This is a genomic window from Actinomadura meridiana (assembly GCF_039537545.1).
GTDB lineage: Bacteria > Actinomycetota > Actinomycetes > Streptosporangiales > Streptosporangiaceae > Spirillospora > Spirillospora meridiana.
In genome coordinates this window covers 420025-442665 of the sequence record NZ_BAABAS010000003.1, presented here as the reverse complement: position 1 = coordinate 442665, position 22641 = coordinate 420025, and the positions used below count along the sequence as shown (strand labels likewise).

Genomic DNA, 22641 nt, shown 5'->3' with positions numbered 1-22641 from the left:
ATGCCTCTCCGCTCTCGCACTGTCCGCGGGCATGGCCCAGACGGCTTCGGCGAACACGGCGTCGGCCCCCGATCGGATCACGATCGAGGTTCAGACGGTCAACGGCTCCGGGTGCCCCGCCGGAACCGCCGCGGTGGCTCCGTCCCCCGACAACACCGCGTTCACCGTCACGTACAGCCAGTACATGGCCCAGGCCGGTGGCGACTCCAACCCCACCGACATGCGGAAGAACTGCCAGCTCAACCTGGGGATCCACATCCCGCAGGGCTTCACGTACGCGATCGCCAGCGCGGACTACCGCGGCTACGCCTACCTGGCCAAGGGCGCGACCGGCATGGAACGCGCGAGCTACTACTTCCAGGGCATGTCGCAGACGACCCCTGTCACGCACAACCTCAAGGGCAAGTACGACAACAACTGGCAGTTCACCGACCGCACCGACGTCGGCGCGCTGGTGTGGAAGCCCTGCGGCGAGGACCGCAACCTCAACGTCAACACCGAGCTGCGCGTGAACAAGGGCAGCTCTGACGAGACCAGCTTCATGACCTTCGACTCCACCGACGGAGACATGCGGACCATCTACCACTTCTCCTGGAAGAAGTGCGACTGATCCGGTAAGTCGGCACTGAGCGGGCCGCGCCCTTCATCCAGAAGGGCGCGGCCCGTTCGCGCGCGTCAGAGCTTCTTGCCGACTCCCGCGGCGACCTTCAGCTTGGTCAGCGGCGCAGGCTCGTCGGGCCACCAGTCCTGGACGTCGACCACGCCGGGCTCCATCAGCTCGAACCCGTCGAAGAAGCGGGCGATCTCCGCCCGGGGCCGGAAGCACATCGGGGACGGCGAGTTCACCGAGATCTCCTCCAGCTTGGCCCTGGCGGCGGCGTCGCTGCCGTCGGCGCAGAACTGCGACAGCATCATGTGGCTGCCCGGGGCCAGCCGGTCGCGGTACCTCGCGATCAGCCCCGTCGGGTCGTGCTCGTCCGACACCAGGTGGAACAGTCCAACGAACAGGACCAGCATCGGACGGTCGAAGTCGATCAGCTCGGTGAGCTCGGGGTGGCTCATCAGCGCGTCCGGCTCGCGCACGTCGGCCTGGATGGAGATCACGCCGTCGCTGCCCGCCAGCAGGGCCGTGTTGTGCACGGTCACGAGCGGGTCGTAGTCGACGTAGACCACCCGGGCGTCGGGATTGACGGCCCGGACGGTCTCGTGCACGTTCGGCGCGGTCGGGATGCCGGTGCCGATGTCAAGGAACTGGTCGATCCCCTCCTCGGCGCACATCCGGGTGACCCGGAGCAGGAACCGCCGCTGCGCCTTGCCGAGCAGCGGCAGGTCCGGGGCGAGCGCGATGACCTGGGCGGCGGCCTCCCGGTCGACGGCGTAGTTGTCCTTGCCGCCCAGCACGTAGTCGTAGGCGCGGGCGTGGCTGATCTGGGTCGGGTCCACACCCGGGGGGACGAATTCCTGCTCGCTCATGCTCGTGACCACCCCACGTTGACGAGTTGCGTTTCGACGTCCCCCGGAACGATCAGCCTAGCCCGGCCACCGAACCCGGTCGAACCCGGTCGAACAGGATCAGAACTGGTCGTCGTCGACTTTGTAATGGCGCGGCGCGGCCGCGAGAGACCGTCGCTCGTCCGCGGGCGGCAGCTCGTCGGCGACCGTGACGCCGGGACGTCCCGCCTCGACCTCGAACCGCGCGGCGGTCGTGATCGTGGTGTCGCCGGGCGTCCACACCGTGCCGACGATGCGGAGCGAGGCGAGCAGCCGCGCCGGGCTGACATCGCAGACGACGTAGCCGCGCCGGTTGCCGATGTACTTCCAGTGCGGGCTCTCGGCCATGATCGGGTCGTAGGCGCGGTGGAACGCGACGGGGTCGGAGTCGCCGCCCGAGGTGATCGACGTCCCGGTGATCTCCGCGCCGACGACCGGCGACTTCGGGTCGTCGAAGTCGGGCCGCAGGTCGCAGACCCAGGTGGCGTGCCGGTCGCCGGTGAGCACGACCGGGTTCGCCGCGCGTCCGGAACCGAAGAACTCCAGCATGCGGCGGCGCTGCGCGCGGTAGCCGTCCCAGTTGTCGAAGTCGAAGACCTGCTCCGGACCCGCCTTGCGGTCGTTGGACGCCCACATCACCTGGTTGGCCAGCAGGTTCCAGCGGCTGCCCGCATGGGACATGCCGTCGACCAGCCACTTCTCCTGCGCGGCACCGGTCATCGTGCGGGACGGGTCGTTCGCCTCGGCGAGGGTGTCGGGCTGGTCGGAGCGGTACTGCCGGGTGTCCAGCACGTGGACGGTGGCGAGCCGTCCGAAGCCGAGCCTGCGATGCAGCCGCATGTCGATCCCCTGCGGACGGGCGGCGCGCCGCAGCGGCATGTGCTCGTAGTAGGCGCGGAACGCGGCGGCCCGGCGGGCGAGGAACCGGTCGTGGGACTGGTCGGCCGGGTCCTGGGGGATCTCGTCCGCCCAGTTGTTGTCGACCTCGTGGTCGTCCCAGGTCGCGATCCAGGGGAACGCGGCGTGGGCGGCTTGCAGGTCGGCGTCGGTCTTGTACTGCGCGTGCCGGTTGCGGTACTGCACCAGCGTGTACGGCTCGTCCGCACCCTCGTGGGACCGGACGGTGTCGGTGCGCGGAACGGACTCGTAGATGTAGTCACCGAGGAACGCGACGAACGCCAGGTCCTCGTCGGCAAGATGCCGGTAAGCGGTGTAGTAACCGTCCTGCCAGTTCTGGCAACTCGCGAAAGCGAACCGCAGCCGCTTGTTCACCGCGCCGCGCGACGGCGCCGTCCGGCTGCGTCCTACCGGCGAGATCTCGCGTCCGACCCGGAACCGGTAGAAGTACTCGCGGTCCGGCCGCAGGCCCCCGACCTCGACGTGCACCGCGTGCCCGCGCTCGGGCAGCGCCACCTCCACGCCGTGCGCGCGGACGTGCCGGAACCGCTCGTCTTCCGCGACCTGCCAGCGCACCGCCACCCGCCGGTCGGGCATGCCGCCGCCGTCGGCGGGACGGGGCGCGAGCCGCGTCCAGAGCACGAAACCGTCCGGCAGCGGGTCTCCGGACGCGACACCGAGGGTGAACAGCCCGTGGGGGAGCGGAGCGCCGCCATGGGCGCGGACGGCGGCGAGCGCGCCGTCCTGACCCAGCAGCGCCGGTCCGATCAGGATCTGCCCGGTGGCCAGCGCGGACGCGGCCCCGCCCGAGGCCAGGAATCGACGACGAGCCAAATTCTCCGACATAAGCCCTCCTTGTGATCAACACAGGAGGCTGTCCGGATACCGGTGAACGGCGGCAGTGGAAAAAGTCGACACCGAGGCGACGACGACGCGAACAACGGTCATCGCCTTGCTCTCAATGTGCGCCGGGAGGCCAATAGGCGTCGTTCAGAAGAATGGCAGGCGACGCCATTCATATTGCCGTTCTGTGCCTTCTATCGTCGGTGAAGGGTTGCGCGAACGGCGGGTCTCGGTCCATCATCGGGACATGATCTCCAACCGAAAGGGCGTCGACGCCCTCGCGCGGTGACCGCGCTCCAGCGGCGCGAAGACGCCGCTCATCCGTCGGCCGACATCCGTGGCGGAAAAGCCCTGAACCTGTGGCGGGACGCCACCGGGATCCGCCGGACGTGGCTTGACCACGGACTGTCCACACGACCGGCCGACCGTCTGACGGCCGAACGAAGCCTGATCGCGATCTACGCGAAGGCCGGACGTCCACGACCCGGGTTCGTCTGGGTCGACTCCCCGGGCCGGGCGATGGCACTCGTCGCCGGACGGCCCACCCTCCAGGAGCTGTCCGGGCGGCTCCGCGATCCCGATCCGCACCGGCCGCCGCCACGCGCCAGCGATGTGGCGATGGCCGCGTCCCGGCTGCGCGCCGCGCTCAACGCGCGCGTCCACGCAGACCCCGGAGTGCCGAAGGAGCGCAAGGGCAAGAGCCGCGAGCACTGGCCCCCGCTGCCGCCGCTGGAGGCGCTGAACGCCGGTGTCCCGTTGGGCGTCGTCCTGCGTCAGGGCGTCCACGACAGCCTGCACCGGAGCCTCGCCCACGGGTTCCGCGCCCACGTCCTCAGTGGGCTCAGAACGCTCGGCGGCGGGCCCGTGCCGGTGTGCTGGTACGGGCAGCAGGACGCGGCGTGGATCGCCTACTACGACGTCCTGCACCGGCTCGGGCTGGCGCGGTTCGGACCGGCGGAGTTCGAGCACCTCGGCCACTGGGCCGCCCTGGCGCGCTCGTGCGGATGGTGGTGGCCGGGCGACGACGTGTGCGTCGTGGTGGAACGGCCCGAGCTCGTCCGCACCGAGGCGGTCCCGGGGTCCTGGCACGACGAGGTCCGGCTGCGGCCGGACGGCGTCCGCTACCGGGACGGCTGGAGCCCGGCGACGGGTGCCCTCATGGACGCCGCCGCGGCATGACCCCCTGGTCGGTCGGGACGAGACGAGGGCCCCGTCCCGACCGGCCCCCGACCCGCCGCGTGCGGGGCTCGAGGCCGACCCCGCACGCGGACCTGGGTGCCACGCCCCCGGAGACGCGCCATGCCCCGGAGACGTGCCCCGGCCGTGGGGACCGGCCGGAGTACTCGACGATCACGAGGACACCGGCGCGCCGTCTCCGGGTGACCTGCCGGTTCCCCGGACCACGCCTCCCAGCGGATGCGGCGCCGGTGCCCGTGATCTGATCGATGGCTCCCAGCAATAGGGCAGTCGCGGTCCCCACCGACAGGGTTTCGGACAGGTCCAGACAGACCCGGACATGCTCGGACGTGGCCGGGCCGGGCGTCCGGCGGCCCGGCCGGTCCGCCCGAAAGGGCCGGAGCGGCGGTCCGCGGGAATCATCAAACGGGTTGTTGGGCAACTGTGAACGTCTTACGATCATGATTCGAACAGGTCAGCCATCGGCATTGCGGAAAGCGATGACCACCCCCCGGATCACGTGAGCGGGTCAGTCAGTGGACTTTGCCGAAATGCCGTCCGCCGTTGGCGCCGAAGACGCCGCGGCGTACGTCGAGCGGCTGGGCCGGCTGCGAATCTGGGCCGGTCGTCCGTCGCTGCGACGGCTGGCGACGCTGTCGAGAACCACCGTCCACGGCGGACATGTCGTCGACCAATTACCGCGCAGCACCCTGTCGGAGGTGCTGAATGGCAAGCGCCTTCCGCAGCTGCCCAAGATGGAATTGGTCGAGGCCTTCGTCGCCGCCTGCCTGCGGGCCCGCAACGTCCGGCCGGACGCCATCGACGGCGTGGTCGACCGCTGGCTCGCGGAATGGTGGCGCCTGGAGGAGTCGGCGCGGTCGCCCGGCGTCCGGGACAGGCCGCCCACCGCGCTCAACGGCCGGGGACCCGCCGCCCGCCCCCTCGTCGGCAGAACCGAGGCGCTGCGCGGATTCGCCGCCGTCCTCGACGAACTGGCCGTCACCCGGACGTCCCGCTGCCTCGCGCTCGTCGGCGACCCCGGCGTCGGCAAGACCCGGCTGCTGGACGAGCTGGCCGCGATGGCCGCGCGCCGGAACGCGACGGTCCTGCGCGGACGGGTCGGCGAGTTCGAGCAGGAGCTGCCGCTCGCCGCGATGGTCGACGCGCTCGACGACCGCCTCGAAGGGCGGCAGGCGTGGGTGCGGAACCGTCTCGGCGCGGCGTCGCTGCGCCTCCTCGCGACGCTGTTCCCGTCGCTGTCGGACGCGATCGGGGACGACGCGCTCGCCGAGGTCGACCTGGGCGCGTCCGCGCGGTTCCGCGTGTACCGGGCGATCCGCCGCCTGCTGGAGGAGTTGTCCGGGCCGTCCGGTCTGGTGCTGCTGCTGGACGACGTGCACTGGGCCGACAACGACTCGTCGGAGCTGCTCGCCCATCTGCTGCGCCGTCCGCCGCGCGGCCCGGTGCTGATCGCGGTCGCCTACCGTCCGGTCCAGGTGTCGGCGGGTCTCGCGGCGCTCGTCGGCGAGCGGCTCGGCGCGGGCCGGGTCGTGGCCGTCCGGCCGTTCACGGCGGCGGAGTCGCGGGACTTCCTCGGCCCGAAGGTCGGCCGCGAGCAGCACCGCAGGCTGCACGAGGCGAGCGGCGGCGTCCCGCTCTACCTGGAGGCCCTCGCCCGGATGGGCGACGCCGCCCCTGTCGCGTCCCGGGTCGAGACGGTCCTGGAGCCCACCGGCCTGCCGCGCGCGGTGACGGCCGCGCTCGAACTGGAGCTGGACGGCATGTCGCCGGACGCCGCGCTCGTCGCCCGCGCCGCCGCGATCGTCGCCGACGAGTTCGACGTGACGTTGGTGGCCGTCGCCGCCGCGCTGGACGAGGGCGCCGTCGTGGCCGCGCTGGACGAGCTGGCGGCGCGCGACCTCATCCGTCCGGCCGGTTCCGGAGGGCGGTTCCGGTTCCGCCATCCTGTCGTCCGCAGCGTCGTGTACCACCGGGCGGCGCCCGCCTGGCGGCTGTCGGCACACGGGAGGATCGCCGCGCACCTGGAGCGCGTCGGCGCGCCCGTCACGGCCCGCGCCCACCATGTGGCGCGCTCGGGACGGTTCGGCGACAAGGCGGCCATCGCGACGCTGACCGAGGCGAGCGGCGTCATCGCCGAGAACGCGCCCGCGAGCGCCGCCCACCTGCTGTGCCGGGCGCTGGAGCTGATGGAGTCGCGGCGCGCCGACACCGGCCCCCGCCCGACCCTGCTGCTGCGGCTGGCCGAACTCCAGATGTCGGTGGGCCGCCTCACCGACGGCCGCGACGCCGCCCGCTCGGCGCTGCTGGCGCTGCCCGCCGACGACCGGGTGCGGCGGGCGCAGGCGCTGTTCGTTCTCGCGATGAGCGAGCGGCTGCTCGGCCGTCCGGACGAGGGCCGCCACATGCTGCTGGCCGCCCTGCGACACAGCGGCGACCGGCAGGCCGACGCGAACGTGCCGTGCCAGCTGCGCCTGGTGGCGGACGAACTGTTCCGCGGCGAGCCGAAGGCGGCGCAGGCGATCCTGCGCACGCTGCCGGAGAACGCCCCGTCCTGGGACACACGGCTCCGGCTCGACGTCGCCTCGATCCGTCCGATGGCCGCGTTCGCCGCCCGCCGCCTCGACGACGCGGTACGCCACATCGACGCCGCCGACCGGCTCCTGGCCGAGGCGGTCGCCGCCTGCGAGCGCGAGCGTCTGCCGCTCAAGTCCCTCAGCTGGCTCATCTGGACCGAACTGTTCACGGGCCGCTTCGACGGCGCGCAACGCCACCTGGACCTGTGCCTGTCCATCGCCCGCGACACCGGCCAGACCCTGGCGGAGACGGTGATGCTCGCGGCGATGACGCGCGCGTACACGATCCTCGGGCGCCTGCCGGAAGGCGCGGTCGTCGCCGAGGAGGCGACGCGGCTGGCCGACGGCGCCGGGTCCCGCCAGCTGCGCGTCATCGCGCTGGCGCAGCAGAGCCTGCTGACGTCGGCCGCCGGTGCGCACGACGCCGCCCTGCGCCATGCCGGACGGGCGATGGCCGAAGCCGGGGACAGCGTCGAGTGGTGGGCGATGCAGGCGCGCTATGCCCGCGCGACCGCGCTGATCCACGCGGGCCTGCTGGAGCGGGGGATCGAGGCGGTCGGGAGCGTCCACGGCGGCGACCGCCTGCCGGTGGACCAGGCGAGCATGCTGGCGTGCTGCGAACTGGCGGCGTACGCGGAGGCGGAGCGGGGACGCCGGGCCGCCGCGCTGCGGTGGGCGGAGCGCGCGGACCGGTGCGCCCACCGGCGGTTCGCGGCCAACGCCGGGTTCGTCCGGCTCGCGGGCGCGCACGCCCTGCGCGACACGGCCCCGGTGGCGTCCGCCCTGCACGCCCGGGACGCGGCGGAGATCTTCGCGGCCACCGGCCTGCGGGTCGAGAGCGGACGGGCCCGGCTGCGGGCGGCGACCGGTCACCTCGACGCGGGCGAGACGGCCCGGGCGCGCGAGGAACTGTCCCGCGCGGTCGAGGTGACCGGGGCGTGCGGCGCGCTCGGTCTGCACGCCGAGGCGCTGCGCCGCCTCGCCGCCCTCGGTTGAACCTCGGCCGCGCGCTAACGGCCCGGCGGACCGGGACGGCTAGGGCTTGACCTCGCGCAGGCCGCCGGTCTTCACGTCGAAGACGAAGCCCCGCACCTGGTCGGTGTGCGGGATGGACGGGTCGGCCCTGATCCGCGCGATGGACTGGCGGACGTCGGCGTCGAGGTCGGTGAACGCCTCGGCGGCCCAGTCGGGCTTCTGCCCGGTCTCGTCCTGGATCTGCCGCCGGAAGTCGTCGTCGCCGAACGTGAGCATGCCGCAGTCGGTGTGGTGGATCAGGATGATCTCGGTGGTGCCGAGCAGCCGCTGGCTGATGGCGAGGCTGCGGCGCTCGTCGGCGGTGATGACGCCGCCCGCGTTGCGGATGACATGGGCGTCGCCCTCGGTGAGGCCGAGGAGGCCGTACGGGTTGAGACGGGCGTCCATGCACGCGACCACCGCCACGCCCTTCGCCGGGGGCAGCGGCAGGTCTCCCTTGTCGTGCCGGGCCGCGTACCGCTCGCTGTTGGCGATCAGCTCATCGGTCACGCTCATCCTCGTCCTCCAGGGTCGGGTGGACGGCCGGGCCCGGACCGCCCGGCCGCGGCATGAGCCTAACACTTTTCCTACCTGATCAGTAGGAATAACCGGCGGTCATCGTTCCTTCGCTCGGGGTCTTGTGGCCCGAAGTTCTGCATGCGATATTGGCTCCAATATTGGGAAGCAATCTTGTGGTGGAGGGAGCGTGGGACGCCGATGACGCGGGACGAGCCCAGTCCGCTGGCCGGCCTCAGGGTCGTGGACCTCAGCACCACGTTCATGGCGCCCTACTGCGCGATGATCCTGGCGCAGTGGGGTGCCGACGTGGTCAAGGTCGAGGCGCCGCAGGGCGACGTCCTCCGCTACGTCGGCGACGCGCGGGTGCCCGGCATGGGGCCGATCTTCCTGAACGCCAACCGCGGCAAGCGCAGCGTGGCGGTCGACCTCAAGGACGGCGGCGGGATGGACGTCTTCACCCGCCTCGTCGAGTCCGCCGACGTGCTGGTGCACAACCTCCGCCCGCGGGCCGCCGCCAAGCTCGGCATCACGCCCGACCGGCTCCTCGCGGCGAACGCCCGCCTGGTGTACTGCGCGTTCCGCGGGTTCGGCTCGGGCGGCCCGTACGCGGACCGTCCCGCCTACGACGACGTCATCCAGGGCGCGTCGGGGATGGCGTCCGTGCAGGCCGTGGACGGCGGCCGCCCCGCCTACTGGCGGTCGGCGGCGGCCGACAAGACGATGGGGATCCTCGGCGCCGCCTCGGTGCTGGCCGCCGTCCACGGCCGTTCCGTCACCGGACGCGGCCGCGCGATCGAGGTGCCGATGTTCGAGTCGATGGCCTCGTTCATGCTGCTGGAACAGCAGGGCGGCTGGGTGTTCGACCCGCCGAGCGGCCCGACCGGGTATCCGCGCACCGAGTCGCCGTACCGAAAACCGTTCCGCACCAAGGACGGCTACCTCGCCGTCATGGTCTACACCGACCAGCAGTGGCGGTCGTTCTTCGCCGCCATCGGCGAACCCGCCCTCGCGGACGACCCGCGCTACCGCACCATCGGGACCCGCACCATCCACATCGACGCGCTGTACTCGTTGATGGACGACCACCTCACCCGGCGCACGACCGCCGAATGGCAGGACGTCTTCGAACGCGCCGACATCGCGTCCAGCAAGGTCAACGCCATCGAGGACCTCTTCGAGGACGAGCACCTGGTCGCGACGAACTTCTTCGAATCGGTGGACCACCCGTTCGTCGGCCCCCTCCGGATGGCCCGGTCTCCCGTCGACATGGGCGACGGGAGACCGGGCCCGGCGACGCTGCGGCACCCGCCCCGGCTCGGCGAACACTCCACCGAGGTGGCGCGCGAACTCGGCTACACCGACGCGGCGATCACGGACCTGCTCGGCCGCGGCGCGCTGGTGGAGGCCGCGGACCCGGATCACTCTGACCGCCCGACCGCCCGCTCGACTGCCCGAACCGAGGCCGCCCGAACAGAGGAGGGACATGCCCCACGCGAATAAGGCCCACTGGCAGTCGCTGTTTCGCGGAGAGCCGGTGACGCACACCTTCGCCCGGTCGGTCGACGACCTGGTCGCCGGACGGCGCAGGCCCGCCCCGCCCGCGCTGTCCGGTGACCTGGCGGCCCGGGTGCGGCTGCACGAGGACGTCCCGATCGGCGGGCTCGACGGCACTCTCACGGCCGAGATCTACCAGCCGCGCACACCCGGACCGCATCCCGTGCTGGTGTACGTGCACGGCGGCGGCTGGTACACGGGCTCAGCCTCGATGGACCGGCGGTACTGCGCGTCCATCGCCGCCGAGGGGATGCTCGTCGTGGCCGTGGGTTACGCGCTCGCGCCCGAGCACCCGTTCCCGCGCGCGCTTGAGGACTGCGTATACGCGGCACGCTGGGCCGTGAAGAACGCGGACGCCTACGACGGAGACCCGGACCGCCTCGCCGTCGCGGGATGCTCCGCTGGCGCGAACCTCGCTGCCGGGACGGCACTCGTCCTGCACGGCGCCGACGACCAGGCCCACGTCGAACGACCAGGCACCGGGCGCTCCGGGGTCCAACGCCCCGGAACCCGTCTCGACGGTGGCGACCTCGCGGACATGCCCGTCACGGTGAGCGCCCTACTGCTCCTGTTCGGAATGCTGGACGCGCACCGCTGGATCTGCGACCCGAAGTACTACGCGGGGGAGCCTGAGATCACGCTGTCCGCCTACCTCGGGCCGAACTTCAGCGGGAAGCTCCGCGACCCCCTCGTCAGCCCGGCGCTGAGCCCGTCCCTGCACGTCCTGCCCGCGACGTACCTCTCCTGCGGCGACGAGGACGCGCTGCTCGGCCACTCGCTCGCCATGACCGGACGTCTCGCCGACGCCGACGTCCCGGTGACGCTGTCGGTCGTCCCGAACGCCGACCACGAGTTCCTGAAGATCCCCGAACGGGTGGAGGGAGCGCGGGCGGAGAACGAACGCATCGTCACCTGGCTCCGCGAACGCCTCGGCCTGCCCGAGCGGGCCGCCCCGCCGGAACGAGTCGGCCCGCCGGAACGGACCGGCCTGCCGGAACAAGAGATCGGTGAAGCGCCATGAGCATCGTCCGCATCGACGACCTGACCAAACGGTTCGGAGGCGTCACCGCCGTGGACCGGGTCAGCCTCGACATCGGCGACGGCGAGTTCGTCGCGCTGCTCGGTCCGAGCGGCTGCGGCAAGACGACCACGCTGCGCTGTATCGCCGGTCTGGAGTCGCCGGACGAGGGCAGCATCCAGCTCGGCGGCGGCACCGTCGTCGACCGGTCGCGCGGCTACGAGCTGCCCCCGCACAAACGCGACATCGGCATGGTCTTCCAGAGCTACGCGCTGTGGCCGCACATGACGGTCGTCCAGAACGTCAGCTACCCGCTCCGCCTGAAGCGCGAGCGCAAGCAGGCCGCCAGGGCCAAGGCGATGGACGCCCTCGAACTCGTCGGGCTGGCCGACTACGCGCCGCGTTCGGTGTCGGCGCTGTCCGGCGGCCAGCAGCAGCGCGTCGCACTGGCGCGGGCGCTCGTCCGGGAACCGAGCGTCCTGCTGCTGGACGAGCCGCTGTCGAACCTGGACGCCGCGCTGCGCACGCAGATGCGGGTCGAGCTGAAACGCATCCACGAACAGACCAGGTCGACCATGGTCTACGTCACCCATGACCAGGAGGAAGCGGTCAGCATGTCCGACCGCATCGCGGTCATGCACGGTGGCCGCGCCGTCCAGGTCGGGACGCCGCGCGAGGTGTTCGACGCGCCGTCCACCCGCTGGGTCGCGGAGTTCCTCGGCTACGAGAACATCCTGCCGGGCCGGATCGAGGCCATCGGCGGCGCGGGCACCGAGGTCAGGCCGGACGGCTGGGACGCGGGCCTGCTCTGCGCCCGTCCCGCCGCCGGATGCTCGACGGGCGACCGCGTCTGGATCGCGGTCCGCAGCACGGCGATCGGCTTCGGCGACCGCTCCGCGGACCGTCCGAACCTGCTGGACGCCAAGGTCCTGCGCTCGACGTTCCTCGGCACCGTCACCGAACACGAGGTCTCGGCCTTCGGCTCCGGCCTCGTCGTCAAGCAGCTCACCGCCGACGGCGTCCGCCCCACCGGCGCGCAGGCCGACGAGGCGGTCATCCGCGTCGACCCGACCCAGATCGCCCTCATCCCCATCACGGACGAACCCGCCACCGACGAGCCCGTCACGAATGAATCCACCACGGGCGGGCTCGCCACAGGCAACGGGAGTGCGTCGTGACGACCGCGACCGACCTGCCGAGGGGCGTCCAGTTCAGGGGACACCGCGTCCCCGCGTGGGCACTGATCGGATTCGCGACGCTGCTGCTCGGCTGGCCCCTGGTCATGCTGCTCGTTGGAGCGTTCCGCAGCGCGCCGCCCGGGCAGAGCGGCGCCTGGACGCTGTCCGCTTTCCCGGACGTCTTCGGCGACGGGCGCACATACCACGCGCTGCTGAACTCCGTCCTGTTCTCCGTGGGCTCGACCGCGCTCGCCCTCGTCATCGGCGGCTGGTTCGCCTTCGTCTCGACCCGCACGACGACACCCGGCAGGGCCCTGGTCACCCCGGTCATGCTGCTGATGCTCGCGCTTCCGACCCTGCTGTACGCGATCAGCTGGAGCCTGCTGGGCAACCCCGAGGTCGGCCTGCTCAACAAGCCGATCGAGGCCGTCTTCGGCGCCTCGCCGCTGAACGTCTACTCGTGGCCGGGGATGATCCTCGTCCAGGGACTGAAGCTGACGTCGTTCTGCTACTTCCTGCTGCTCGGCCCCGTCTCCACGCTGAACAGCAGCCACGAGGAGGCCGCCTTCACCTCCGGCGCGAGCCGCTGGCGGACGCTGATGTCGATCGACCTGCCGACCCTTGCGCCGACCCTGTTCGGCGTGGGAATCCTCGTCGGCGTCTACTGCATGGGGACGTTCGACGTCCCGCAGATCATCGGGGAGAACGCCGGGATCGACACGCTGTCGACGCGCATCTTCTTCTACATCGCGGCGTCGACCCCAGCGCAGTACGCCGCCGCCAGCGGCATCTCGATGATCATGATGCTGGCGATGGTGGTCCTGATCCTCCTGCAATGGCGGTACACGAGCAGGCGGAGCTTCGCGACCGTCACCGGCAAGGACTACAAGGCCAAGCGCTGGTCCCTCGGCCGCAGTCGCCACGCCAGCACAGCGTCCATCGCCGTTCTGGTGGTGGTCGGGTTGCTGCTCCCGGCGTCCCAGGTGGTCCTGACGTCCTTCCAGAGCGTGCTCGGCATGTACAGCGGACTCACCCTCGCGAACTACACCGCCGTGTTCGACGACCCGCAGACGGTCGGGGCGTTCCAGCTCACGCTGTCGCTGTCGGTCGCGGCGGGCCTCGGCACGATGGTGTTCGCGACCCTCCTGGTCTACGTGGGGACCAAGTCGAGCCGGAGGCTCGGCCGGTACATCGACGTGCTCAGCCTGGCGCCGCTGGTGCTGCCAGGGGTCGTCCTCGCGGCGGCGCTGACCTGGGCGTACCTGTCGGTGCCTGGACTGCGGCAGCTCTACGGGACGACCTGGCTCTGCGTGATCGGCCTGGTCATCCTGCTGATGCCGGTGGCGGGACGGTCCGCCGCCGGGGCGCTGGTGCAGATCAGCGCCGACCTGGAGGAATCGGCCCGCGCCTCCGGGGCGTCGGCGGCCAGGACGTTCGTCGGAATCGTCCTGCCGCTGATGACGCGAAGCTTCCTCGCGGGTTGGCTGGTGTGCAGCGTGATCATGGCCGGGGTGTTGGACGTCCCGCTCATGTTGCTCCCGGCGACGCATTCGAACGTCGCGACCCTGTCCTACAGCCTGTTCTACAGCTCCGCGGTGCCGACGCAGGCGTGCGCGCTCCTCGTGCTGTTGACCGCGCTGATCTGCGCCCTCGGCATCGCCTACCTCGTGCTCCGGTACACGGTGCTCGCGGTGACGGCGGGCGCGTCCCGAAGGAACCCGGTTCGAACGGCGAGGTGAGAGCGATGAAAGCGATCGACTGGAGAACGGCGGTGGGCACGACCCGCCGCCGGAAGGGCGCGGGCACCGCGGCGGCGGCCGTGGTCGTGCTGTCCCTGGCGGCCGCGTGCGGCGGCGGCGTGGGGAAGGCGGAGGCGTCGAAACAGTGCACGTCCAGCGCGTCCGGCGACACGGCCTGGGCGGGGAACGCCGAGAACGCGAAGGCGATGGCCGACCTGTGCACGGCCGCCGCGAAGGCGGGACAGAACCAGGTGGTGGTCTACGGCGCGTACGCCGAGCTGTTCCGGCCGATCTGGCAGGACTTCACCAAGCGCTACCCGTCCATCAAGATCGTGCCGAAGGTGCAGCCGCCCGGCGCGACGGTCAGCGCCGTCCAGTCGGAGGTGTCGAGCGGACGGCAGGTCGGCGACGCCCTGATGCTCGGCCTGGAATCCGTCAGCGTCCTGGCGGACAAGGGGCTGCTCCAGCCGTTCGAGCCGCCGACCGTCGACGACCTCCCGACCCGGTACCGCGACTCCAAGCAGCGGTTCTACGTGCCTTACGGCGACGTCTACGGCTTCATGTACAACTCGACGAAGATGTCCGCGAACGACATCCCGACGTCGATGGCGGACCTCGCCTCGGGCAGGCTGAACGGCTACGTCCTGGACAACCCGGGCCTCGGCGTGATAAGCGCGCAGTCGCTGATGCCGCTGTACAAGGCGAACAAGGTGACGCTCGACCAACTGCGCGGGCTGAAGAGTCACGGCAAGCAGGTCGACTCCACCCGGCCGTACTACGACCGGCTCGTCACCGGCGAGACGACGATGATGCCGTGGGCGTCGCACATGCGCTACCTGCTGAAGCAGCAGGCCGGTGCCCCGGTGGCCTTCAAGGCCGTGCCCGGGCTGTCGTCCCTCCTCTACGGGTCCTCGGCCATGATCAAGGGCGCGCCGCACATGGACGCGGCGAAGCTGTGGTCGTCCTGGATGCTCACGCCCGAGGCGCAGGGGCTGATCGCCTCGAAGGGGCTGAACACACCGCTGCGTCCAGGCACCACCACTCCGCCGTCGTGGCCTAACTACCACGTCCTTGAGAACGCGCTGCCGCAGATCGCGCCAGAGGACTTCAACCGCGTCCTCCAGGAGTTCATCAAGTGGCAGAAGCCGGTGAACCCATGACCATGAGCATCCGACGCGGCGATCTGCGTAAGCGCGAGCACACGCGCGCTTCCGTGGAGGCACTCGCCGAGCGCTACCGCACCTGGGGCGAATGGGGGCCGGACGACGAAGTCGGCGCCGCGAACCGCGTCACCCCGGAAAAGGTGCTCGCCGCCACCCGCGAGGTGCGGCGAGGCGAGGTGTTCTCCCTCGCCGTCCCGCTGGACCGGGCCGGGCCACAGTCGGCCGGGTCGCTGCGCGCGAACCCGCAGCACGTGATGCTCGTCCTGCCGACCGATCCGTGGCCGGGCGAGGGCGACCTCCAGCGGTTCAGCGACGACGCGGTGTACATGCCGTTGCAGGCCGCGACCCAATGGGACGGCCTTTGCCACGCCTTCTACGCTGGACATACCTACAACGGGCGCGACACGTCCAGCGTCACCGCCGGTCACGGGGCGAAATACAACAGCATCACGAACCTGAGGGACCGCGCGGTCGGACGCGGCGTGCTGCTCGACGTCGCGCGGTGGAGCGGCCACGAGCACCTGCCGCCGGACGCGAGCATCCAGGCCGACGACCTCGCCCGCTGCGCCGCCGACCAGGGCGTCGAGGTGGGGGAGGGCGACTTCGTCCTCGTCCGGACCGGCGAACTGGCCCGGATCCGCGACGCGGGCGAAGGCTGGGGCCGGTACGCGGGCGGCCCCGCCCCGGGCCTCGGCGTCGGCGCGGCGGAGTTCCTGTGCGACCGGCGGGTGAGCGGCATCGCGACCGACACCTGGGGGATGGAGGCGATCCCGTACGAGACGCCCGACCTGATCGCCCCGCTGCACGCGATCCTGCTCGTCCACGCGGGCATCTACATCGGCGAGATCTGGGACCTCGAAGCCCTCGCGGACGACTGCGCGGACGACGGCACGTACTCGTTCCTGCTGGCGGCCCAGCCGCTGACGATCACCGGCGCGGTCGGATCGCCGATCAACCCGCTGGCCATCAAGTGAAGGGAGAAGGAGCCGACATGACCGACCCGGTCAACAACGCGCTTCCGGCCAACAACGCGCCTCTGGCCAACGACGCGCCTCTGGCCAACGACGCGCCTCTGGTCAACAACGCGCCTCTGGCCAACGACGCGCTTCCCGTCTATGACGCGCTGGTCGTCGGTGCGGGCTTCAGCGGGCTGAACGCGCTGTACCGGCTGCGCGACCAGGGGCTCAGCGTGAAGGTGCTGGAGTCCGGCGACGACGTCGGCGGCACCTGGTACTGGAACCGGTACCCGGGCGCGCGGGTGGACATCGAGAGCGTCGAGTACTCCTACGCTTTCTCCGACGAGCTGCAACAGGAATGGCACTGGCCGGAACGGTACGCGGCGCAGCCCGACGTCCTGCTCTACCTGCGGTGGGTGGCCGACAAGCTCGACCTGCGGCGCGACATCGAGCTGGGCCGCCGCGTCCGCAACGTGATCTTCGACGACCGCGCCGGGCTGTGGACCCTCACCGTCGAAGACGTCCAATCGGGCGAGGTCACGCGGCTCCGCTGCCGCTACTGCGTCATGGCGACCGGATTCCTGTCCGCACCGAAGATGCCGGACATTCCCGGTCTGGACGAGTTTCAGGGCCGGTTGATCCACACTGGCGCGTGGCCCCACGACGACGTCGACCTCGGCGGACGCGTCGGCGTCATCGGCACGGCCGCCAGCGGAATCCAGGTGATCCAGACCGTCGCGCGGACGGCGGAGCGGCTCACCGTGTTCCAGCGCAGCGCCAGCTGGGCGCTGCCGCTGCGGAACGAACCGATGCCGGACGAATACGAGCGATACGTCAAGGAGAACTACGCGGAGATCCGCCGCCTCGAACACACCACCCGGGGCCCGGGAATGGTGCTGGTCGGCAAACGCATCGTGGTGCCCGAGCAGCGCGGCGCGCTGGAGGTGTCGGCGGAGACCCGAGAGGAGGCCTTCGAGTCGCTGTGGACGGCCGGAGGCGTGCACTGGGGACGGGTCTTCACCGACCTCGCCCGCAGCGAGGCCGCCAACGACACCGTCCGCGCCTTCCTGGAGGCGAAGATCCGGGGGGCGGTGAAGGACCCGGACGTCGCCGACCTCCTCGTCCCGGAACACCGGCCGCTCACCCGGCGTCCACCCGGGGAGTCCGGCTACTACGAGGCGTACAACCAGGACAACGTCGTCTTGGTCGACGTGAAATCCGACCCGATCGCGCGCTGCGACGCGGACGGAATCGTGCTGGAGAGTGGGGCTCGGCATCCGCTCGACGTGCTCATTTGCGCCACCGGCTTCAACGGTGGTGCGGGCGCCGTCCTGCGCATGGACGTACGGGGCCGCGGCGGGCTGCCGCTGTGCGACCACTGGGCCGAGGGCGTCCACACGCACCTCGGGATGATGACGACGCAGTTCCCGAACCTGTTCTTCATCAACGGCCACCAGAGCCCATGCGCGCATTTCTCGCCGCCGCTACTGGCCGACTACCAGTCCCGGTTCATCGGACGACTCATCGACCGTCTGCGAAACGACGAAGCAACGGCCGAACCGACCCCCGACGCTGAAGCAGCTTGGTCAAGGCATGTGGACGAGGTCTACGAACAGACCCTCATCCCGCGCACCGACAGCTGGTGGATGTCGCGGATCGTCCCCGGCGCCAAACGGCAGGCCGTGGCGTACGCGGGCGGGTTCGCCGAATACCAGAGGCGGTGCGAACGCGCCGCCGACGGGCAGTTCCAGGAATTCGACATCAAGACCGGCGCCTAGCCCGGGTCCGAGGGGAGACACGAAACAGATGGCGATCGATCCACACGACTTCCTCGCTGTCGACGACCAGCTCGACGCCGACGCGCGGGCCGTTCGCGACACCGTTCGGTCGTACGCGGCGGCGGAACTCGAGCCGCACGTCAGCGACTGGTACTCGGCGGGCGGGCTGCCGGTCGAGGTCGCGAAGGAGCTGGGCAAGCTCGGCGTGTTCGGCATGCACCTGACCGGCTACGGCTGCGCCGGGCTCAGCGCCACCGCCTACGGCGTCGCCTGCCGCGAACTGGAGGCCGTCGACTCCGGGCTGCGCAGCTTCGTGTCGGCGCACGGGTCACTGGCGATGTCCGCCATCCACCACTGGGGCAGCGAGGAACAGCGGGCGACGTGGCTTCCCGGGATGGCCACCGGCGAGCTGATCGGCTGTTTCGGGCTGACCGAGGCCGAGGCGGGCAGCGACCCCGGCTCGATGCGCACCACCGCCGTCCGACACGGCGACACCTGGGTGATCAACGGCTCGAAGATGTGGATCACCAACGGCACCTTCGCGGACGTGGCGATCATCTGGGCTCGCGCCACCGACCCCGGCGACCCGGACGACGGACGTATCCGCGGTTTCCTCGTCCCGACCGACACCCCCGGCTTCAGCGCCACCAAGATCGAACGCAAGCTGTCGCTGCGCGCGTCCGTCACGGCGGAACTCTGGCTGGACGACGTCCAGCTCCCCGCTTCCGCCGCGCTACCGGGAGCCCGCGGCCTGTCCGGCCCGCTGACCTGCCTGAACGAGGCCCGCTTCGGCATCCTGTGGGGCGCGGTCGGCGCGGCCCGCGCCTGCTATCTCGAAGCGCTGCGGCACTGCGACGAACGCTCCCAGTTCGGTCGCAAGCTCGCGTCATTCCAACTGGTGCAGGCGAAACTCGCGCAAATGGTCGTCGCCGTCAACAGCGCGGCCCTGAACGCCGCCCATCTGGGACGACTCAAGGACGCCGGTATGATCGACCCGGCCCAGATCAGCTTCGGTAAGCTCGCGAACGTCCGTGCCGCGGCGGAGGTCGCCCGTCTCGCACGGAGCCTCCTCGGCGGCGCCGGAATCACCCTCGACCACACGGTGATGCGCCACATGAACAATCTGGAGACGGTGATGACCTACGAGGGCACGGAGGAAATGCACCTGCTCAGCATCGCGCGTTCCGTGACCGGAATCTCGGCGTTCCGGTAACGCGGAGAGCTCCCAAAATGGCGAAATCGATGTCCGATGCGGGCTCCGTCCGATGGGCGGTGTCCCGCATCCGGGAAATGATAACCGTGATGGAACTCCTGCCGGGTCAGCAGATCCGGCAGGAGGAGATGGCCTCGCGGCTGAACGTCAGCCGGGCGCCGATCCGCGAGGCGCTCGGCATCCTGCAAAGCGAGGGCGTGCTGGTCTACCAGCGCAACGTCGGCTACTCGGTGAAACGGCTGACCGTCCAGGACCTCGAACAGGCGTACCTGATGCGCCGCGTCCTGGAACGCGAGATCATCAACGCGCTGCCCGACCTGTCACCCGCCCAACTCGACGAGCTGGACGACATCAACGCCCGCATCAAACAGGCCGGGGACGACGTGCTGGCCATCCAGCAGCTCAACAACGAGTTCCATTTCTTCATCTTCCGGGCCTCGGGCCTCGACCTCATCGTGGACGAACTGCGCCGGATCTGGTCGCTCACCGAGGCGTACCGATCGGTCTACCTCTACGAGGCCGAGGCCCGGGACCGCATCGTCCACGAGCACACGGCCATCGTCGACGCCCTCCGCGGCGGCGACCAGGCCGCGGTCATCGAACTGTCCGACCAGCACCGCAGCCGCGTCCCCAGCCGCCTGGCGGCGGTGTTCCCCGGCGAACAGAAAACCGCGGAGCCGACGAACAGCTGATCACCCGTCCGTCCCGTACTCCCAATGCCACGGCTCGAACGGGTTGCTGTAAGCCCATGCCGGGTGGATCCACCCGTACTTCCCGGCCTTGGCCTCCATCCAGTTGAACTGGACGGAGCCCGAGTTCTGCACGCCACCGCACAGGTCGACGGCCTGCCCCTTACCGTGGTTGCTTGTCCCCGGAACAGCGGCGAACCCCGGCCGCTCCGCGTAAAGCCGATGCTGCTCGGAAAGGTTCCGGTAGGCGTCCCGCACACAGATGTCACGGCCGAACGCCCGCTTGTACGCGGCGTTCAACTTGTAGAACGCCTGCGCCGCGTCCGCCCGCAGCTTGAACCCCTTCTGCGGGAGCACACACAGGTACTTCGCCGGGATCAGCCCGTTCGGAAACTTCTTCGCATCAGCCGAAAGACTCTTGTCACACCCCAGCTGGAACCGCTTCAAACGACTGTCGGCGAGCTTGTCGAGCATCGTGTTGAGCCGCTCCGTCAGCGCCGCCGACTTGGTCTTCAACCCGTCCACCTCCTGCTGGATGCGGGTCTGCTCCACCGCGTTGCGCGACTGTAGTTCCTGCGCGGTAGTCGCGAGCCGCTTACGCCGATCCTGCAACTCGTCCGCGCGATCCACCAACGCCTGCTGCGACTCGGCGAGCAACGACACGTCCGCGGTCGAACGCAACGCCTGCCCGGGCGGCCCCCCACCGAAGATCGCCATAGACCCGGCGGCCCCCCGCTGCTGGTACGACGTGTTCGCCAACCTCGCCAAGGGCTCCCTGATCCGATTCAGCTCGGCCTCGGCCCCCGCGAGATCCTTGAGCGTGTCCCGCAACTTGACCTGCGAAGCGGCCAGATCCTTCTTCCGGTCCTCCATCCGGTTCGTGGCCTTCTCAAGCTCGGAACTGGCCTTCGACGCCTCACGACGCAACGCCTCAAGCGTGTCGCTCGGCCCCGCGACCGCTCCGGCGGCACCTCGCGGTGAGATCATCGTCATCACCAGGAAGACCGCGGTCAGTGCCGCTGACCGGGGATTCGGCACGGTGGGTTTCCTCCTGATACCCAAATGAGGAACAGCGGCAGAACGCTACTACAGGTTCTACGGTGACCTGTGCGTAACCGGTTCAGCGACCACGGTGACCATGTTGCCGTACACACCACCGATACATCCACCAAACGTCCCGCCAGCCGGGAGGACACGGCTGCCACGTAGGCGTCACAGAAGGCCGAGGCACAACCCTCTTCCGCGGCGTGACCTTCGGAACAACCGTCCGCTTGGGCGCCTTGGTCCCCGCCTGAGGCTCCTGCTCAGGCGCAACGAACTGCTCGTAAGTAGGCTCCTGGGTCACCTTCGGAGCAGCCTCCCGCCCGGAAGACGACCCCGGCTCCCGCGCGGGCTCCTCCCGCAACCCGAACGCAACTACAGAACACACCACGACGGGCACCAGAAAAGCCCCGGCGACAACACCGATCCACTTCCGGGACGAACGCTCGTCCACCTCGTCATCGGCGACCCGGTCCTTCGGCTGCCCACGATGCCGACCCGTCACGGCACCGAAGCGTACCGACCCCACCCCACCAGGCCTAGAGGCCAAGGCCCCTCATAACAAGGAGCGCTCAACACTCCCCGTCCCGTACCCTGTAGGTGCCGTCCGCTACGCTCATAACGCAGCGACGACACGCCTCCGTAGCTCAGGGGATAGAGCACCGCTCTCCTAAAGCGGGTGCCGCAGGTTCGAATCCTGCCGGAGGCGCCACCCCACCACCACGAACAACCCTCTGACCAGCATAAACGTTTGGCCAGCGCCTTGTTGGGCCAGGCGGACGGCGCGCCGTTCTCTGTCCGGCCTTCCAGCGGCGAATGGCGCGGCCTCGCGAGCCACCACCTCGCCCATCCGTAGGGTGGTTGCCAATCGCGCGGGAGTCGCAGTGGTCATAGCTCGCCCAATGCCGACTCGATACCCAGCCGCGACACCCTTCCATTTCATGTCCACGTAGGTGCATGCGAAGTCGTCCCAGCCCACCTCGGCCAGAATGCCGCGCGTCCACGAGCCCGACTTGCCTGTGACCATGCTGGACGCCTGGCCCATGCGAGCCGTAGTCAAAAGCGCGACGGCCCTGTTCGGAGTTCTGGACCGACTCCTCCGACGCGTCGCCCGCGACGTTCCACCGCACCAGATACGAAGTGGCCTTGCCGCGCTCGTGCCGCTGGCCGGTTCCCGACTTTCGCGGGGACTTCGCGCGGGGCCTCCGCTGGCCATGACATCTTCGTTACCGCTGTAGCTTGGGCCACATCGCCGTGGCATGATTCGTCCATGACCTCGCCTGATCTTCCCTTTACCAAGATCACAGAAGACGGCCTTGAGGTGGTGATCACCTGGGACGGCTTGTTGTGGGATGTCGAGGTAGATGGTCAGAGATCTGTTTATGGATTTATCGACCGTCTGGCGGAGCCGGAGGGCGAGATCACCCACGTCATCCGTGGCACGGGTGGCGACAGGCTGGGTCTGTCCGCCGAAGAGGCCGCGAAGCTGGAATCGGCCAAGCTCGCCCTTGAACTCTCCACCCCGGCTGGACGCCGCAAAGTCCTCGTCAGGCAGCGGGACCGAGCCGTTCGGGACTGGCATCATGCACGGCAATATCTCGCTGAGGGCAGGTACACCGTGAGTGACGTCTCAGCGGCCACGGCCATGCTGGACGAAGCCATAGACACGGTGATCAGTTTCGACGCCAATAACCCCGGAATTCGCACGCGGGAGCAACGAGAAGAGGACGAGGACGTTCTCCGATTCGTACGTGAGGAACGCCGCCGTTAACTTGGGC

The 22641-nt window shown here is 70.1% G+C and carries 17 protein-coding genes and 1 tRNA gene; 14 read left to right on the top strand and 4 right to left on the bottom strand.

The window, feature by feature from the left end:
* The first annotated feature begins 31 nt into the window (after positions 1-31).
* Positions 32-610, top strand: coding sequence for a DUF4360 domain-containing protein (locus tag ABD808_RS03510; RefSeq protein ID WP_344889480.1), 579 nt, complete (start codon positions 32-34; stop codon positions 608-610).
* A 65-nt stretch (positions 611-675) separates the two neighbouring features.
* Here the strand turns inward: ABD808_RS03510 and ABD808_RS03505 are convergent, their stop codons facing one another.
* On the bottom strand, positions 676-1473 hold the full coding sequence (locus ABD808_RS03505; RefSeq protein ID WP_344889477.1) for an SAM-dependent methyltransferase: 798 nt from the start codon (positions 1471-1473) through the stop codon (positions 676-678).
* A gap of 99 nt (positions 1474-1572) precedes the next feature.
* A complete protein-coding gene (locus tag ABD808_RS03500) occupies positions 1573-3234 on the bottom strand; it encodes an alkaline phosphatase D family protein (RefSeq protein WP_344889474.1) in 1662 nt (553 codons plus the stop codon).
* A 282-nt stretch (positions 3235-3516) separates the two neighbouring features.
* Between ABD808_RS03500 and ABD808_RS03495 the strand changes: the two genes are divergently transcribed.
* A complete protein-coding gene (locus ABD808_RS03495) occupies positions 3517-4410 on the top strand; it encodes a DUF6745 domain-containing protein (protein ID WP_344889472.1) in 894 nt (297 codons plus the stop codon).
* A gap of 548 nt (positions 4411-4958) precedes the next feature.
* Positions 4959-7997 carry an ATP-binding protein gene (locus ABD808_RS03490; protein ID WP_344889469.1) on the top strand — a complete coding sequence of 1013 codons (3039 nt, stop codon included), beginning with the start codon at positions 4959-4961 and terminating at the stop codon, positions 7995-7997.
* A 39-nt stretch (positions 7998-8036) separates the two neighbouring features.
* Here the strand turns inward: ABD808_RS03490 and ABD808_RS03485 are convergent, their stop codons facing one another.
* Positions 8037-8531: a beta-class carbonic anhydrase gene (locus tag ABD808_RS03485; RefSeq protein ID WP_344889466.1), complete on the bottom strand. Its 495-nt coding sequence runs from the start codon at positions 8529-8531 to the stop codon at positions 8037-8039.
* A 201-nt stretch (positions 8532-8732) separates the two neighbouring features.
* Between ABD808_RS03485 and ABD808_RS03480 the strand changes: the two genes are divergently transcribed.
* From ABD808_RS03480 to ABD808_RS03440, 9 genes are read left to right on the top strand one after another with little or no spacing between them, the layout of a single operon-like run.
* Positions 8733-10034, top strand: a complete 1302-nt coding sequence (locus ABD808_RS03480) for a CaiB/BaiF CoA transferase family protein (RefSeq protein ID WP_344889463.1) — start codon at positions 8733-8735, stop codon at positions 10032-10034.
* Positions 10018-11109: an alpha/beta hydrolase gene (locus ABD808_RS03475; RefSeq protein WP_344889460.1), complete on the top strand. Its 1092-nt coding sequence runs from the start codon at positions 10018-10020 to the stop codon at positions 11107-11109. Before ABD808_RS03480 ends, ABD808_RS03475 begins: the two co-directional genes overlap by 17 nt.
* Positions 11106-12284, top strand: coding sequence for an ABC transporter ATP-binding protein (locus ABD808_RS03470; protein WP_344889457.1), 1179 nt, complete (start codon positions 11106-11108; stop codon positions 12282-12284). Before ABD808_RS03475 ends, ABD808_RS03470 begins: the two co-directional genes overlap by 4 nt.
* Positions 12281-14023 (top strand): ABC transporter permease, encoded by a 1743-nt coding sequence (locus ABD808_RS03465; protein WP_344889454.1) that lies wholly within the window; start codon positions 12281-12283, stop codon positions 14021-14023. Before ABD808_RS03470 ends, ABD808_RS03465 begins: the two co-directional genes overlap by 4 nt.
* A gap of 5 nt (positions 14024-14028) precedes the next feature.
* Positions 14029-15183, top strand: coding sequence for an ABC transporter substrate-binding protein (locus tag ABD808_RS03460; RefSeq protein ID WP_344889451.1), 1155 nt, complete (start codon positions 14029-14031; stop codon positions 15181-15183).
* Positions 15180-16160 carry a cyclase family protein gene (locus ABD808_RS03455; protein ID WP_344889448.1) on the top strand — a complete coding sequence of 327 codons (981 nt, stop codon included), beginning with the start codon at positions 15180-15182 and terminating at the stop codon, positions 16158-16160. The genes ABD808_RS03460 and ABD808_RS03455 overlap by 4 nt, the downstream gene beginning before the upstream one ends.
* A gap of 17 nt (positions 16161-16177) precedes the next feature.
* A complete protein-coding gene (locus tag ABD808_RS03450; protein WP_344889446.1) occupies positions 16178-17920 on the top strand; it encodes a flavin-containing monooxygenase in 1743 nt (580 codons plus the stop codon).
* A 28-nt stretch (positions 17921-17948) separates the two neighbouring features.
* On the top strand, positions 17949-19133 hold the full coding sequence (locus ABD808_RS03445; RefSeq protein ID WP_344889444.1) for an acyl-CoA dehydrogenase family protein: 1185 nt from the start codon (positions 17949-17951) through the stop codon (positions 19131-19133).
* A 17-nt stretch (positions 19134-19150) separates the two neighbouring features.
* The gene (locus tag ABD808_RS03440) at positions 19151-19825 is read left to right on the top strand and encodes a GntR family transcriptional regulator (protein WP_344889442.1); all 675 of its coding nucleotides are present in this window, start codon (positions 19151-19153) and stop codon (positions 19823-19825) included.
* Here ABD808_RS03440 and ABD808_RS03435 read toward each other — a convergent pair whose 3' ends face one another.
* Positions 19826-20860 carry a D-alanyl-D-alanine carboxypeptidase family protein gene (locus tag ABD808_RS03435; RefSeq protein WP_344889440.1) on the bottom strand — a complete coding sequence of 345 codons (1035 nt, stop codon included), beginning with the start codon at positions 20858-20860 and terminating at the stop codon, positions 19826-19828. It lies immediately after the preceding gene.
* Between the two features lie 639 nt (positions 20861-21499).
* Here ABD808_RS03435 and ABD808_RS03430 point away from each other — a divergent pair.
* Together ABD808_RS03430 and ABD808_RS03425 are read left to right on the top strand one after the other, a co-directional pair.
* Positions 21500-21575 (top strand) — tRNA-Arg (locus tag ABD808_RS03430).
* Positions 21576-22133: 558 nt separating this feature from the next.
* Complete coding sequence (locus ABD808_RS03425; protein WP_344889437.1) at positions 22134-22634, top strand: hypothetical protein; 501 nt, start codon at positions 22134-22136, stop codon at positions 22632-22634.
* The last annotated feature ends 7 nt before the right edge of the window (positions 22635-22641 follow it).